The sequence below is a fragment of the Micromonospora sp. NPDC049559 genome (genome assembly GCF_040676675.1).
Classification (GTDB): Bacteria; Actinomycetota; Actinomycetes; order Mycobacteriales; family Micromonosporaceae; genus JBFAPK01.
Genome location: NZ_JBFAPK010000012.1, coordinates 18,419 through 33,062 on the forward strand (window position 1 = coordinate 18,419; position 14,644 = coordinate 33,062).

Sequence of the window (14,644 nt, forward strand, 5' to 3'; positions counted from 1 at the left end):
GCGGTTAGGCTTTCGACATGCCAGGCACGGTTGGGCGTGTTCCCACTCCACCCGCCCCGATGTCCGGTGCCTCGTGGCCCGGGGGCGAGCCGTCCGCGCCGCCGGCCGTCCCCGTACCGTGGGCGCAGACGCCGCTCGGGCCGCCGCAGCGCTGGGACCCGGCGCTGCGCGCCGTCGTCGACCTCATCCTCTCCTCGCCGGTGGCGATGGCGCTCGCGTACGGCGACGACCTGGTGCTGGTCTACAACGACGGCTTCGCCGAGCTGATCGGCCCCAAGCATCCGGCCGCGTTCGGCCGCCCCGCCGCCGAGGTCTTCGCCGAGGTGTGGGGGCTGCCCGGGGTGGGCGACGTCATCGAGCACGTCTACCGGACCGGGGAGCCCTTCCTGGAGAAGGAGAGCTCCCTGCCGCTGCTGCAGGACGAGGCGACCAGCGTCTTCACCCGCGGCTACTCGGCCGTACGCGACGCCGGCGGCCGGATCATCGGCATGCTCACCGTCGCGGCGGAGACCACGCAGGTCACCCAGCAGTTGCAGGATCTCGGCGACCTGACCACCGCGCTGGCCCGCGCCCTCACCCTCGACGACGTCGCCCGGGTCGCGCTGCGCTACACCGCCCTCTCCTTCGACGCCGACCAGGTGGCCTTCGCGGTGGACGACGGATCCGGCTGGCGCGCGGTCCGGCGCATCCGGGGCGAGCTGCTCGACGAGGCGGACGAGCGGCTGCCCCCGCTCTGGCGGCGTCATCCGGCCGACTCCCGGGCCCCGCTGGTCGTCACCGCCGCCGGCGGCGCCGCCCGGTTCGTCAGCGACGGGCAGCCGCTGCTGGAGACCGCGATCGACCGGCACGACCAGAAGATCCGGGCGTTGGCGTGCCTGCCGCTGCGTACCCCGTCGTTGGGCGGCGCGCTCACCGTCGGCTACGTGCGCGCCCACCCCTGGTCGCCGCCCGAGCGCGCGCTGCTCGCGGCCTCCGCCGAGCTGGTCGCGCAGGCGGCCGAGCGCGCCCGCCGCTTCGAGAACCAGCACGGCACCGCGCAGCTGCTCCAGCGCAGCATGCTGCCGGAGCACCTGCCCGACCTGCCCCGGCTGCGGCTCGCCGCCCGGTACGACCCGGGCGTGGACGGCAACGCCGCCGGCGGCGACTTCTACGACAGCTTCGTCCTGCCCGACGGCCGGTTGGCGGTGGTCCTCGGGGACGTGGCCGGGCACGACGTGCAGGCCGCCGCCCTGATGGGCCAGGTACGCGCCGCCCTGCGCGCGCTGGCGCTGACCGACGCGGACCCGACGGCGGTGCTGCACGGGCTGGACCGGCTGGTGGCGAGCCTCGGCGCGGAGGCGCGCAGCGACGAGCTCTTCGTGACCGTGGTGTACGGCGTGGTGGAGGCCGCCCGGCACCGGCTCACGCTCGCCAGCGCCGGGCATCCCGCCCCGCTGCTGCGCCGCCCCGGCGAACCGGCGACCGCCCGGTACATCGACGTGCCGCCGGGCGTACCGCTGGGTCTCGGCGGGCGGCGGACCACCGTCACCGCCGACTTCCGGCCCGGCGACACGCTGCTGCTCTTCAGCGACGGCGTGGTGGAGCGACGGCAGCAGGAGATCAGCATCGGGCTGGAGCGGCTGGCCGCCGCCGTCGCCGGGGCCCGCGGCGGCGACCCGCGCCGGCTCTGCGCGGTGGCGACCGCGGCGGTGCCGGAGGCCACCGAGGACGACGTGGCGGTGCTGGCGTTGGAGTACGCGGTGGCGCCCAGCCGCTCCGCGGCGATGGAGATGCCGGCCGAGCCGACCGCGCCGAGCCGGGTACGGCACTGGCTCAAGGCCCAGCTCGGCGCGTGGCAGGTGCCCGAGGCGGTGATCGGCTCGGCGGTGCTCTGCATCAGCGAGCTGACCACGAACGCGCTGCTGCACGCCGGCACCGCCGCCCAGGTGGAGATCGACCTGAGCCCGGAGCGGCTGCTCGTCTCGGTGGCCGACAGCGGCACCCGCGGCACGGTGACCCGGGCCCGTACCGACACCCTGAGCAGCCGCGGTCGCGGACTCGGCCTGATCGAGCAGCTCAGCGACGCCTGGGGCACCGACCCGACGGTACGGGGCTCCACCGTCTGGTTCGAGATCCTGATTCCGCCCGCCGGGGCAGGCGTCGCCGGTGCCGCTTCGGGGTAGGTAGGCCCCAATGGAGAACGACAAGCCGGCCGGGGTGCTGTTCGACGTCGACGGGACGCTCGTCGACACCACCTATCTCCACACGGTGAGCTGGTGGGAGGCGCTGCGACGGGCCGGTCACGACGTACCGATGGCGCAGCTGCACCGGGCGATCGGGATGGGCGGTGACCGGCTGCTGGAGCACCTGCTCGGCCCCGAACGCGACCGCGACGCCGACGAGGAGATCCGGGCCGGGCACGACGACCTCTTCGCCGGGTACTTCGACCGGCTGCGTCCCCTGCCGGGCGCCGTCGACCTGCTGCGCGAGTGCGCGGCGCGCGGGCTGCGGGTGGTGCTGGCCAGCTCCGCCGCGCAGCGGGAGCTGACGGCGTTGCGGGCGGCGCTGGACGCCGACGACGTGGTGGCGGCGGCGACCTCCTCGGACGACGCGCGCGAGAGCAAGCCGGCGCCGGACATCCTGGCCGCGGCCCTGGACCGGTCGGGGGTGGATCCGCAGCGGGCCGTCTGCGTCGGCGACTCCGTCTGGGACGTCGTCGCCGCCGGCCGGCTCGGCATCCCCTGTATCGGCCTGACCTGCGGCGGAACCAGCCGGGGCGAGCTGGCCGGGGCGGGGGCGGCGGCGGTCTTCGACGATCCGGCCGCGCTGCTGGCGGCGCTGGAGTCCTCGCCGCTGGCCACGCTCGCCTGACCCGCCGCCCCCGTGGATCCGGTGGATGTGGCGTTCGCGCTGCTCGGCCTCGGCGCACTGCTGGCCGGGGTGCTGCCGCGGCTGCTGGAACGCCGACCGCTCTCCATGCCGATCGCCTTCCTCGGGCTCGGCATGGTCGTCTTCCTGCTCCCGACCGGCCTGCCGGTGCCCGACCCGCTGGCCCATCCGGGGCTCACTACCCACCTCACCGAGGTCGGGGTGCTGGTGGCGCTGATGGGTGCCGGGCTCAAGATCGACCGCCCGCTGGGCCGGCGCCGCTGGTCGTCGACCTGGCGGCTGCTCGCCGTGGCGATGCCGCTGACCATCCTCGGCGTGGCCGTACTGGGCTGGTGGTGGGTCGGGCTGGCGCCGGCCGCCGCGCTGCTGCTCGCGGCCGCGCTGGCCCCCACCGACCCGGTGCTCGCCGCGGACGTGCAGGTCGGCGAGCCGACGGACGCCGAGGACTCCGAGGACGAGGTGCGCTTCGCGCTGACCTCCGAGGCCGGCCTGAACGACGGGCTGGCCTTTCCCTTCGTCTACGCGGCGCTCGCGCTCGCCGCCGCCGGCACCGCGCCACACCGGTGGCTCGGGCGCTGGCTCACCGTGGACGTCGGCTACAAGCTCGCGGTGGGGCTGGCCGCCGGGCTGGCGATCGGCTGGCTGCTCGGCCGGCTCTTCTTCCGCGCCCGGTCCGAGACCCTGCGCCTGGCCCGGCACTCGGAGGGCTTCCTGGCCCTGGCCGCCACCTTCCTGGCGTACGGGATCACCGAGGTCCTCGGCGGGTACGGCTTCGTCGCGGTCTTCGTGGCCGCCCGGGCGATCCGCTCGGCCGAGCGCTCGCACGAGTACCACCAGGTGCTGCACGACTTCGCCGAACAGATCGAACGGCTGCTCACCGTGCTGCTGCTCATGCTCTTCGGCGGTGCCGTGGTCGGCGGGCTGCTCGCCCCGCTGACCTGGCCGGCGGTCGGGGTGGCGCTGGCGCTGCTGCTGGTGGTCCGGCCGCTGGCCGGCTGGCTCTGCCTGCGCGGCGCGCCGGGCCGGCGTACCGAACACTGGGTGATCGCCGCCTTCGGCATCCGCGGCATCGGCTCGTTCTACTACCTCGCGTACGCGACCGCGCACGCGCACTTCCCCGACGCCGAGCTGCTCTGGGCGACCGTCGGCCTGGTGGTGGTCGTCTCGGTGGTGGTGCACGGGGTGGCGGCGACCCCGGTGATGCAGATCCTGGACCGCCACGCCGAACGCGCGCCGGACGAACCGGATCGGCCGGACCGGCCGCAGCGGCCCCGCGTCCCGCGCCCTCGGGGCGGGTCACGGCTGCGGTCGTAGCCCGGCCGCTACCAGCCCATGTGTACGCGGACCGTGGTCGACCGGTCGTCGGTGTGCACGTGCACCAGGTCGCACAGGTAGTTGACCAGGAAGAGCCCGCGCCCCCGGTCGCTGGTCGGCGACGGCGGGACGAGGCCGGCGAGCCGGTCGGTCAGCACGCTGGAGCCGATCACCTCACAGACCATCCCGTCGGGATCGGCCCAGACGCGCAGCACCGCGGGCTCGCGCGGGGAGTGGGTCACCGCGTTGGTGGCGATCTCGTTGACCGCGAGCTGGAGTTCGCCGACCCGCTCGGGCTTCAGGCCGGCCTCCTCGGCCAGCGCCGCGACCAGCGCCCGCATGCCCGAGAGGCCGGCCGCGTCGAAGAGCAGCGTCGACGGCGGGAAGGTCGGCTCCGGCAGCGGGCGGTTGAAGGCGTCCACCACGGACTCGGGGCGGCCGTAGCCGGGGCTGGACCGGGCGTCACCGTCGCGGATCAGCACCGGGTGGGTGCTGGCCGCGTCCGCGATGACGTCGGCGCCGAGCGCGGTCGCCTCGTACGGGCAGAGGACGCTGACCGCCTCGTCGGCCAGCGCGATGTTGGTCAACGCCTCGTGCTGCACGCAGCGGGGGTAGGCGGCGACCGGCCGGCCGGACCAGATCGGCTCGCTGACGATGCGCGCGGGCCGGCCCGCCTGCTCGGCCAGGTACGGGAAGAGCAGGCCGGGGAGGATGCGGGCCGGGTTGCGCCCGACGTCGCCGATGTCGACCAGCCGGACGTCGGGGCTCGCGGCGTACGCCTCGCGCAGCAGGTCGAGCCGGTGCGGCGGTACGGCGATCAGCGCCGGCTGCCCCGCCGCGATCCCCGCGTCCACGAAGTCGCGGATGCCGCGGAGATAGTCGTGGTCGCCCGAGTAGAGCAGGGCCTGGTGGCGCAGCGACTTCGCGGTGGACCTCCCTCCCGGCGCGCCGGTCATCCGCTGCCCCGTTCCCCCGTCGAGCACCGCACGCTGGCCTCCCCTCCGCTGCGTACCCTACGCGCCATCCTCCGTGTCGGGGTGAGCGAGATCGGGTTTCCGTCGGTAGATCGGCCGATGACGTGGCGTAGCCCGTCCGGACGGCCGATCCCGGTCCGCTGTGCCGGCATGAACCGGCGGGCGGCGGGGTATTGGGACGCACGTTCGAACGCCGGGCGAGCCGCCCGTTCGAACGCCAGGCAACGGAGGCTCCGGCTCGGCGCACCGGGCGGAGCAGGTTCGACGGCACGTGATGCGAACGGAAGGTGACCCTGATGTCCGACCGGAACAGCCCGCACGCCAACCCGGACGCGGCGGTGAAGGACCCCGACGACTGGGTCACCGGCGACGAGCCGTGGACCGCGGCGCAGGAGTCGTACCTGCAGACGTTGTCGCGGGAGGCCGGTACCGAGCCGCCGGAGGAGCTGACCAAGGCCGAGGCGGCCCGACGCATCGAGGAGTTGCAGGAGCGCACCGGCCGGGGCCAGTAGGGCCGGTCGGCCCGGTCAGGGCCGGCGGGGCGGCAGGCGGTGCAGGCGTACCCGGTCGAGCCGCCCGCCGGCCACCTCGGCGGTGAGGAACGTGGCGTACGGCTGGCGCCGCCGGTCGGTCGGCGAGCCGGGGTTGAGCAGCCGCAGCCCGCCCGGGGCGACGGTGTCCCACGGGATGTGCGAGTGGCCGAAGACGAGCAGGTCGCGGTCGGGGAACCGGGCGGCGCAGCGCTGCTCCCGCCCGGTACGCGCGCCGGTCTCGTGCACCACGGCCAGGCGCAGGCCGTCCAGTTCGACCCGGGCGACCTCGGGCAGCCGGGCCCGCAGCCCGGGCCCGTCGTTGTTGCCGTACACGCCGACGAGCCGCCGGGCCCGCGCCTCGATCGCGTCGAGCAGCGGCTCCGCCACCCAGTCGCCGGCGTGGATCACCACGTCCGCCGCGTCGATCGCCTCCCACAGCGGCGCCGGCAGGTCGTGGGCCCGCTTCGGTACGTGCGTGTCGGCGGTGATGACCAGGCGCATCCGTCCATCCTGCCCGGTCCCGGTCGGCTTGCGCGGCGCCGACCGGGACCGGGGGTCAGGAGACGGTCCTTACCGTCAGGGCAGGGTCCAGTTCTGGGCCCCGGTGCCGTTGCAGTCGTAGATCTGCAACTGGTTGCCGTTGGTGGTGTCGGAGCCGGGGATGTCGAGGCAGCGCCCGGACTGGGGGTTGCGCAGGGCGCCGTTGGCAGCCGGCGTCCACTGCTGCGCCCCGGTGCCGTTGCAGGTCCACAGCTGCACCTTCGTACCGCTGGTCAGGCCGCTGGCCTGCACGTCGAGGCACTTGCCGAGCCCGCGTACGGTGCCGTCGGCGCCGACCGTCCAGGTCTGCTGGGCGGCGTTGTTGCAGTCCCAGATCTGCACCCGGGTACCGTCGGCGGTGCCGGCCGCGTTGATGTCCGCGCACTTGCCCAGCGCCTTGAGCGCCCCGCTGCGCGGGCCGGTCGGGGTGCCGACGCCGGCACCGGTGAAGGTGTAGCTGTCCAGGTCGAGCAGGGCCCCGCTGCCACCGGTGAAGACGACGTAGAGGTCGTGCGTACCGTCGTCGGGCCTGGTGACCGGCGCGGTGACCTCGGTGTAGTTGTCCCAGCCACCGGTGTTCGGCACCGTCACCCGGGCCACCTCGGGACCGGTCGGCGAGTCGAACCGGAACGACGCGACGTTGCCGGCCTTGTCGGACGAGACCCGGGCCCGTACGCCGGTGATGCCCTTGAGGCTGACGGCGTGGTGTCGGACCCACTCGCCGTTCTGGATGTCGCCGAGCCGCCGGCCGCCCTCGGCGCCGGAGGCGTTGATCACCGCCGGGCCGTTGAGCTGCGCGTAGTGCTCGGCCTGCCACTGCTTCGGCCAGAGGGTGATCTCCTTCTCCCCGGTCAGCGGCACGCTGCCGGCGGCGCCCCGGTCGGTGTAGCTGGCCCGGATGACGAAGAAGAGCACCGAGTCCGGGCCGGCGTGCACGGGCCCGGTGTCGAAGGTGGCGCCGCAGCCGGTCCCCTCCCCCTCCTCGTGCGCGTGCTCCTGGTGGCCCAGCGCGGCGCGTACCACCACGTTGCCGCAGGGGATCGTGCCGTCCTGCGGGTCGGTGGCCGAGCCGGTCGCGGTGAGGTGGTCCGTCCAGCCGAACAGGCCGCCGGCCGGCAGCCCGCCGAGGTTGACCGTGGGCCGGTTGTTGCCGACCACCACGGGGACCAGGGTGGTGGCGGTGCGTCCCGTCCCGTCGTCGACGGTGAGCCGGGCCCGCTTGTCCCCGTTGGTGGTGTACGTGTACGAGGCGTTGGCCGCGGTCGAGTCGGTGGTGCCGTTGTTGTCGAAGTCCCAGGCGTAGCGCAGCGGGTCGCCGTCCGGGTCGGAGCTGCCGGCGCTGGAGAAGGCGACGGTCAGCGGGGCGAGGCCGTTGTCCACGCTGGCCGTGGCGCGGGCGATCGGCGAACGGCCGCCCTGGACGTAGTTGATTTTGTAGAGGCCCGCGTCGGCCGCGCCGGAGAAGTACCCGCTGCCGTACTCCAGCAGGTAGAGCGAGCCGTCCGGGCCGAACTCCGCGTCGATCGGGTGCACGAGGCTCATCCCGGCCAGGACCGGTTCGATGGCGGTGGGCGTACCGGTGGCGGGGTTGCCGTTGTCGAACTGGACCTCCTTGATCCAGTTGCGGCAGTACTCGGAGATCAGCCACTTGTTGTCGTAGTACTGCGGCCACTTGTTGGGCGAGTTGAGGTTGGCGTCGTAGTGGTAGACCTCGACGTGGTTGGGTGAGCCGCAGCCGCCCGGGTTGTCCAGTTGCGGCCACTCGCGGCTGCCGCCGTGCTGCTCCCAGACCAGCGCCGGCCTGGTCGGCGGCAGCTGCTGGATACCGGTGTTGCGGGGCGAGTTGTTCACCGGTCCGGTCGAGCCGCCGCAGGGGAACCAGCCGCGCGGCGCGTTCGCGGCGAAGTCCCAGTCGTTGTAGGCGACGTTCGGGCCGCCGCAGTAGGGCCAGCCGTAGTTGCCCGGTCCGGTGGCCCGGTTGAACTCGTCGTACGCGGCGGGTCCACGGTTGGCGATGGTGGCGCCGGCGTCCGGGCCGACCTCGCCCCAGTAGAGGGTGTTGCCCGCCTTGCGGTCGACCCAGATCCGGTACGGGTTGCGCACCCCCATCACGTAGACCTCGGGACGGGTGCCCGGGGTGCCGGGGGCGAAGAGGTTACCGGCCGGGACGGTGTAGGTGCCGTTGTTCTCCGGGTGGATCCGGTTGATCTTCCCGCGCAGGTCGTTGGCGTTGCCGGAGGTGCGCTGCGCGTCGTACTGCGGGTCGCGGCTGGTGCGCTCGTCGATCGGGGCCATGCCGGCGGAGTCGCCGCCCGAGTTGGTGTTGTCGCCGACCGCGAAGTACAGGTTCCCGGCGCTGTCCCAGGACATCGAGCCGGCCGAGTGGCAGCAGAGGTTCCGCTCGGTCGGCCACTCGATGATCATGTCCTCGCTCGCCGGGTCGAGCACGAGGGTGCTCGGGTTGAAGGTGAACCGCGAGATCCGGTTCACCAGCGGGGTGACCTTGGGCGAGTAGAAGACGAAGACCCAGCGGTTGGTGGCGAAGTTGGGATGCAGCGTGATCCCGATCAGACCGTCCTCGAACCGGGCGTCCAGTTGGAGGGTCAGCGCCACCGTGGTCGCGGCGGTGGCCGGGTTGTAGAGCCGGACCTGACCGCCGCCGGCGCTGGTGCCACGGTTGATGTAGAGCACCTTGCCGTCGGGCAGGACGGCCAGTTCGATCGGCTCGCCCATGGAGAGCCCGCCGTCGAGCTTGACCTTCTCGAAGCCGCTGGTCGGCGGCGGTGCCGCGGCCGGGGCGGCGGGCGCCTCGGCCGACGCGGGCGCTTCGGCGGCGGGTAAACCCCGGGCGGCGGTGGCCGCGGCGGGGGTCGCGGTGGCGGACGAGGCCGCGGCGGGTGCCGCGGTGGCGAACGAGGCCGCGGCGGTGAGCAGCACTGCGGAGAGGACGGTTCGTCGGCGCGGGGTGCGTGACACGGTTCCTCCTCGGGACGGACGGTGCCGCTCCCGCCGACTGGAGGAGCACCGCGATGGTGCAGGAGACATTAGCGACTTTCACTGCGTCGCCCCAGTGTTTCCGCATCCCGAACCGAAAGTTCTTCACGCCGCTACAGAAGTTCCCGCCCTAACCAGGGGCCCGGCGCCAGGGATGTACTTATATTCCTGAATGTCACTTCGGGCGGACATCAGCCCTTCACAGCGCCGCAACATGCCCGTACCGTGTTCTGATATCCGTGGGAGCGCTTCCAGTCAATTCTGTCAATGCAATTGCCCCGGAAGGAGCACACCGTATGCGCGCAAGACCCGCGCTCACCGCGGCCGGCGCCAGCGCCGTCCTGGCGGTGGCGGCCACGGCGACGCTCGGCGTCGGCCTGCTGCGTCCCCCCGCCGCGCAGGCGGCGGACTCGGCCTTCTACGTGGACCCGGCGACCGCCGGCGCGCTCTGGGTCGCCGCCAACCCCTCCGACTCGCGGGCCGCCGTCATCCGCGACCGGATCGCCAGCGTGCCGCAGGCCCGCTGGTTCACCCAGAACAACCCCACCACGGTACGGGGGCAGGTGGACGCCTTCGTCGGCGCCGCCGCGGCGGCGGGCAAGATCCCGATCCTGGTCGTCTACAACATCCCCAACCGGGACTGCGGCGGCGCCAGCGGCGGGGGTGCCCCGAACCACACCGCGTACCGGCAGTGGATCGACCAGGTCGCCGCCGGGCTCGCCGGCCGTCCGGCCAGCATCGTCCTCGAACCGGACGTGCTGGCGCTGATGTCCAACTGCCAGAACGCCTCGCAGCAGGCCGAGACCCGCGCCTCGATGGCGTACGCCGGTCGGCAGCTCAAGGCCGGCTCGGCCCAGGCCAAGGTCTACTTCGACGCGGCGAACTCGGCCTGGCTCAGCCCGTCCGAGATGGCCAGTCGCCTGGTCGGCGCCGACATCGCCAACAGCGCCGACGGCATCTCGGTCAACGTCTCCAACTACCGGACCACCGCCGAGTCGGTGACCTACGCCAAGGCCGTCGTCGCGGCGACCGGTGTCTCCCGACTCAAGATCGTCGTGGACACCAGCCGCAACGGCCGGGGCCCCGCCGGCACCGAGTGGTGCGACCCGGCCGGTCGGGCCATCGGCACCGCCAGCACCACGAACACCGGCGACGCGGCGGTCGACGCGTTCCTCTGGGTGAAGCTGCCCGGCGAGTCCGACGGCTGCATCGCCCCGGCCGGCCAGTTCGTGCCGCAGCGGGCGTACGACCTGGCGATCGCGGCCGGCAACCCGCCCACCACGCCGCCGCGGACCACTCCGCCGGCCACGACTCCCCCGGCCACCACCCCGCCCGCGACGACGCCGCCCGCGACCACCCCGCCGGCCGGCGGCTGCCGGGTCGCCTACAGCGTCAACCAGTGGACCGGCGGCTTCACCGCCGAGGTGCGGCTCACCAACGGCCCGACCGCCGTCAACGGCTGGACCCTCACCTTCACGGTCGGCGCGAACGTGACGCTGGCCAACGGCTGGAACGCGGTCTGGAGCCAGTCCGGCACCCAGCTCACCGCCCGCAACGTCGCCTACAACGCGGCCCTGCCGGCGGGCGGCAGCACCAGCTTCGGCTTCCAGGGCAGCTACACCGGCACGCTGCCCCCGGCCAGCGGCTTCGCCCTCAACGGAGCCGCCTGCACCAGCTGAACCGCCGGACGGGCGTGAGCGGTGCCACGGTACGGCGGGACGGTCGGCGTCCCGCCGTACCATCGGCGGATGAGCAGCGCCCCGCCCCTCGGTACCGAGCTGCGCCGCCCCGTCGGGCAGCTGCTGCGCGCCTGGCGTGAGCGGCGTCGGCTCAGCCAGCTCGACCTCGCCATCGCCGCCGACATCTCCGCCCGCCACCTGAGCTTCGTGGAGACCGGACGGGCCCGGCCGAGCCGGGAGATGGTGCTCCGGCTGGCCGAGCGGCTCGACGTGCCGCTGCGCGAGCGCAACGATCTGCTGCTGGCCGCCGGCTACGCGCCGGTCTACGCCCGGACGGCGCTGAACTCGCCCCGGCTCGCGCCGATCCGGGCCGCCGTACGCCGGGTGCTGGCCGCGCACGAGCCGTTCCCCGCCGTCGCGGTGGACCGGCTCTGGCGGCTGGTCGAGACGAACGCCGGCATCGCCCTGCTGACCGGCGGCGTCGCGCCGCACCTCCTCGCCGCGCCCGCCAACGCGCTGCGGCTGACGCTGCACCCGGAGGGGCTGGCGCCCCGCATCGCCAACCTCGGCGAGTGGCGGGCACACCTGCTCGGGCGGCTGCGCCGCCAGCTCGACCTGACCGAGGACCCGGAACTCGCCGAACTCTACGAGGAGCTGCGGGCGTACCCGTGCGACCAGCCGGAACCCGAGGCGGAGCTGCCGGGCCCGGGCGACGTGGCGGTACCGCTGCGGCTGCGGCACCCGGAGGGCGAGCTGACCTTCGTGAGCACGGTTTCGACCTTCGGCACCGCACTGGACATCACCGTGGCCGAATTGTCCATCGAGTCCTTCTTTCCCGCCGACGACCGTACCGCCGCCTTCCTGCGCGGCTGACCGGTTACCCGGCCTCCTGGCGGTAACCCGCGCGGGCGCGGGCGGGTTACCACGGCAGCGATGCGGGGAAATGGGTCGGTTGACGAAGGAGGCGCACCATGACCACACCCACGACTCCGACCTCCGGCTGGCGCCCGGGCGTGCCGGGGGTGCCGGGCATGCCAGGTGGCGGCAACCTGCCGCCGGGGCCCAGCGGCCGGCCGGCGGTACCGGACGGAAACGCGGCCTCGCAGCTGAGCCGGCCCACCGTCACCGTCGGGACGTACCAGGACTACCCGTCCGCCCAGCGGGCCGTGGACTTCCTCGCCGACAACCGTTTCCCGGTGGAGCACACCGCCATCATCGGCACCAACCTCACCCTGGTGGAGACCGTGCTGGGCCGGATGACCACCGGCCGGGCGGCCCTGGCCGGCGCGGCCAGCGGCGCCTGGTTCGGCCTCTTCATCGGCCTGCTCTTCGGCATCTTCACCACCGGGAACTGGCTCGCCGTCATCATCGTCGCCCTGGTCGTCGGCGCGGTCTGGGGCGCCATCTTCGGCGCGATCGCGCACGCCATGACGGGCGGGCAGCGCGACTTCACCTCCGCCAGTTCGCTGCGCGCCAGCCAGTACGCCGTCATCGTGGACGCCGACTTCGCCGAGCAGGCCCGGCAGCTGCTGACCCGGCTGAATTGGCAGCCGGCGGGCGGTGACCGGGGCCCGCAGCCGGGCCAGCCCGGCGGCCCGGGCCAGCCCGGCGGCCCGGGTCAGCCCGGCGGCCCGGCTGGCCAGGGTCCGCAGCCCGGTCAGCCGTACCAGCCCGGCGCCGCGGCTCCGCAGCCGGGACCGTCGGAGCAGCCGACCCAGGTCCAGCCGCCGGTTCAGCAGCCCGGCCAGCCGGGCTAGTTTCCGGTACCGCCCGGCATCCCGGCGCCGCCAGCAGGGCGCCGGGGTGCCGGCGTGCCCGCCCACCGCGCTCCCGCCGGAGCCGGGCACGCGTCCGACGCCCCTGGCGGAGCCGTGTCGCGCGGGTCCGCCCCCCGCTCCCGGTGGAACCCCGCCGACCCGGCCATTCGCCGCGATTCCGTGTAGTCACCGGAACGGGGGGTAGTCGGCACTGGCCGTTCGGCCAGCCGCGCGACGCGGCGCACCTGCCGGAAAGGAGCCGGTGATGAACCAGATGCCATACTCGGCACAACCGCCGCCGCGCACGGCCCAGAGCCACGACGGCGAGTTCGAGTTCTGGCGCAACCACGCGCAGATCTCGCTGCAACCGGTGGCCGCCCCGTCGATCCTGGGGCTGTTCGGCTTCGCCGCCGCGACGTTCGTCGTCGCCACCAACCTCGCCGGCTGGTACGGCGACGCGACGACGCCGAACTTCCTCTTCCCGTTCGCAGCCTTCACGGGCGGGCTGGCCCAGTTCCTCGCCGGCATGTGGGCCTACCGGGCCCGGGACGGTCTCGCCACCGCCATGCACGGCATATGGGGCGCCTTCTGGCTCTCCTACGGCGTGCTCTTCCTGCTGGTGGCGACGGGCGTCCTGACCCCGGTGCAGCCCTTCGTGGCGCTCGGGTTCTGGTTCGTCGCGCTGGCGGCCATCACGTGGTCCGGCGCACTAGCGGCGCTGGGGGAGAATCTCGGCGTCTCCGCGGTACTGGCCACGCTCGCCGCGGGCGCCACCTGCCAAGCCATCGGCCGCATCGCCGACATCTCCTGGATCGCCACGCTCGGGGCCTGGTTCTTCATCGTCTCGTCCCTGATCGCCTGGTACGTGGCGACCGCGATGATGCTGGAGGGCTCGTTCCGCCGGGTCATCCTGCCGATGGGGAAGATCCGGGGCGCGAACGTCCCGGGCCGCGAGCCGCGCCAGGTCATCCAGTTCACCGCCGGCGAGCCCGGCGTCAAGGTCGGCCAGTAGCCCGGCTCCGCGGCCGCTGCGATCCGGCTCTCCGGGCGGCCGCGGACCGGCCCCGCCAATCAGCACGTACGGATCACCCGGAGGGCTCGACCGCCGTCGAGCCTTCGGGTGCGCGGTCGGGTCTCTGGCGACCGGTTCGGTAGCGGCCCGGGGTCGTGCCGATGATGTTGGTGAACGCCGCGATGAAGCCGCTCGGGTTGGCCCAGCCGCAGGCGTAGGCGGTCTGGGTGGTGTCGTGGCCCTCGGCGAGAAGCGTGAGCGCGTGGTAGACGCGTAGCTGCGTGCGCCACTCGTAGAAGGTCATGCCCAGTTCGTTGCGGAGCAGCCGGCTGAGGGTACGGGTGCTGGCTCCGATCGTCCTGCCGAACTCGGCCAGCGAGGCGTTGTCCGCCGGCTGTTCGTGGAGCATCCGGGCGATGGCCCGCAGCCGGTCGTCCCGTGGCTCCGGCAGATGCAGTGGCTCTTCGGGTGCCTCACGGAGTTCGTCGACGAGGACGCGGAGGAGGCGGGAGCGCGCGGAACGGTCGTAGCCGGGCGCGGCGTCGTCGTGGTTGCGGGGGCCGGTCAGGGCGAGCAGGACCTCGCGGGCGAGGCCGGACGCCAGGAACACGGCGGGACGCTCCGGCATGAGCCGGGCCAGGGACGGCGCGAGAAAGACGATCCGCATGTCGGTGTCGCCGTGGGCGCGGTGGTGGTGCGTGAACCCGGCCGGGGTCCAGGCGACCCGGTTGGCGGGGACGACCGACGTACCGCGCTCGGTGTGCACCGCCAGGACGCCGCTGGCCGCGTACACCAGGTGGCCCCGCGGGTGAGACTGCGCCGCGCTCGCCCCGCCGGAGGGCCAGAGGTGGCGCCCGCCGGACGGCCAGATGTGCGACGTCACTCCGGCGGTCCGGCGAGGTTGGCGGCGAACAGGCATCTCTTGGCATTCTATCGGTAGTAAGCCATCCCCTGCCCCGGTGAGACTTCCTCC

General features: G+C 73.8%; 11 protein-coding genes and 1 pseudogene. 8 read left to right on the forward strand and 4 right to left on the reverse strand.

Annotated elements, in window-relative coordinates:
• The first annotated feature begins 17 nt into the window (after positions 1–17).
• The 3 genes from AB0J86_RS15635 to AB0J86_RS15645 are packed head-to-tail and all read left to right on the forward strand — an operon-like array spanning position 18 to position 4,182.
• Positions 18–2,162, forward strand: a complete 2,145-nt coding sequence (locus AB0J86_RS15635; protein WP_363857490.1) for a SpoIIE family protein phosphatase — start codon at positions 18–20, stop codon at positions 2,160–2,162.
• Between the two features lie 10 nt (positions 2,163–2,172).
• Positions 2,173–2,850: an HAD family hydrolase gene (locus AB0J86_RS15640; RefSeq protein WP_363857491.1), complete on the forward strand. Its 678-nt coding sequence runs from the start codon at positions 2,173–2,175 to the stop codon at positions 2,848–2,850.
• 12 nt (positions 2,851–2,862) lie between these two features.
• On the forward strand, positions 2,863–4,182 hold the full coding sequence (locus AB0J86_RS15645) for a cation:proton antiporter (RefSeq protein WP_363857493.1): 1,320 nt from the start codon (positions 2,863–2,865) through the stop codon (positions 4,180–4,182).
• 8 nt (positions 4,183–4,190) lie between these two features.
• On the opposite strand, the gene AB0J86_RS15650 is transcribed toward AB0J86_RS15645, so the two are convergent.
• On the reverse strand, positions 4,191–5,165 hold the full coding sequence (locus tag AB0J86_RS15650; protein ID WP_363857495.1) for a sensor histidine kinase: 975 nt from the start codon (positions 5,163–5,165) through the stop codon (positions 4,191–4,193).
• Positions 5,166–5,452: 287 nt separating this feature from the next.
• Here AB0J86_RS15650 and AB0J86_RS15655 point away from each other — a divergent pair, with 287 nt between their 5' ends.
• Positions 5,453–5,668 carry a DUF3072 domain-containing protein gene (locus tag AB0J86_RS15655; protein ID WP_363857498.1) on the forward strand — a complete coding sequence of 72 codons (216 nt, stop codon included), beginning with the start codon at positions 5,453–5,455 and terminating at the stop codon, positions 5,666–5,668.
• 15 nt (positions 5,669–5,683) lie between these two features.
• Here the strand turns inward: AB0J86_RS15655 and AB0J86_RS15660 are convergent, their stop codons facing one another.
• Positions 5,684–6,190: a metallophosphoesterase gene (locus AB0J86_RS15660; RefSeq protein ID WP_363857500.1), complete on the reverse strand. Its 507-nt coding sequence runs from the start codon at positions 6,188–6,190 to the stop codon at positions 5,684–5,686.
• Positions 6,191–6,265: 75 nt separating this feature from the next.
• Positions 6,266–9,205, reverse strand: coding sequence for a ricin-type beta-trefoil lectin domain protein (locus AB0J86_RS15665; RefSeq protein WP_363857502.1), 2,940 nt, complete (start codon positions 9,203–9,205; stop codon positions 6,266–6,268).
• Positions 9,206–9,519: 314 nt separating this feature from the next.
• Between AB0J86_RS15665 and AB0J86_RS15670 the strand changes: the two genes are divergently transcribed.
• The 4 genes and pseudogenes from AB0J86_RS15670 to AB0J86_RS15685 all read left to right on the forward strand — a co-directional run bounded on the left by AB0J86_RS15670 (position 9,520) and on the right by AB0J86_RS15685 (position 13,671).
• Complete coding sequence (locus tag AB0J86_RS15670; protein ID WP_363857504.1) at positions 9,520–10,902, forward strand: glycoside hydrolase family 6 protein; 1,383 nt, start codon at positions 9,520–9,522, stop codon at positions 10,900–10,902.
• A 69-nt stretch (positions 10,903–10,971) separates the two neighbouring features.
• Positions 10,972–11,775: a helix-turn-helix transcriptional regulator gene (locus AB0J86_RS15675; protein ID WP_363857506.1), complete on the forward strand. Its 804-nt coding sequence runs from the start codon at positions 10,972–10,974 to the stop codon at positions 11,773–11,775.
• 98 nt (positions 11,776–11,873) lie between these two features.
• A pseudogene (locus tag AB0J86_RS15680) lies at positions 11,874–12,446 on the forward strand (general stress protein); the annotation flags it as partial.
• Between the two features lie 478 nt (positions 12,447–12,924).
• Positions 12,925–13,671 (forward strand): GPR1/FUN34/YaaH family transporter, encoded by a 747-nt coding sequence (locus AB0J86_RS15685; RefSeq protein ID WP_363857508.1) that lies wholly within the window; start codon positions 12,925–12,927, stop codon positions 13,669–13,671.
• Between the two features lie 73 nt (positions 13,672–13,744).
• Here the strand turns inward: AB0J86_RS15685 and AB0J86_RS15690 are convergent, their stop codons facing one another.
• Positions 13,745–14,590, reverse strand: coding sequence for a helix-turn-helix transcriptional regulator (locus AB0J86_RS15690; RefSeq protein WP_363857510.1), 846 nt, complete (start codon positions 14,588–14,590; stop codon positions 13,745–13,747).
• Between the last annotated feature and the right edge of the window lie 54 nt (positions 14,591–14,644).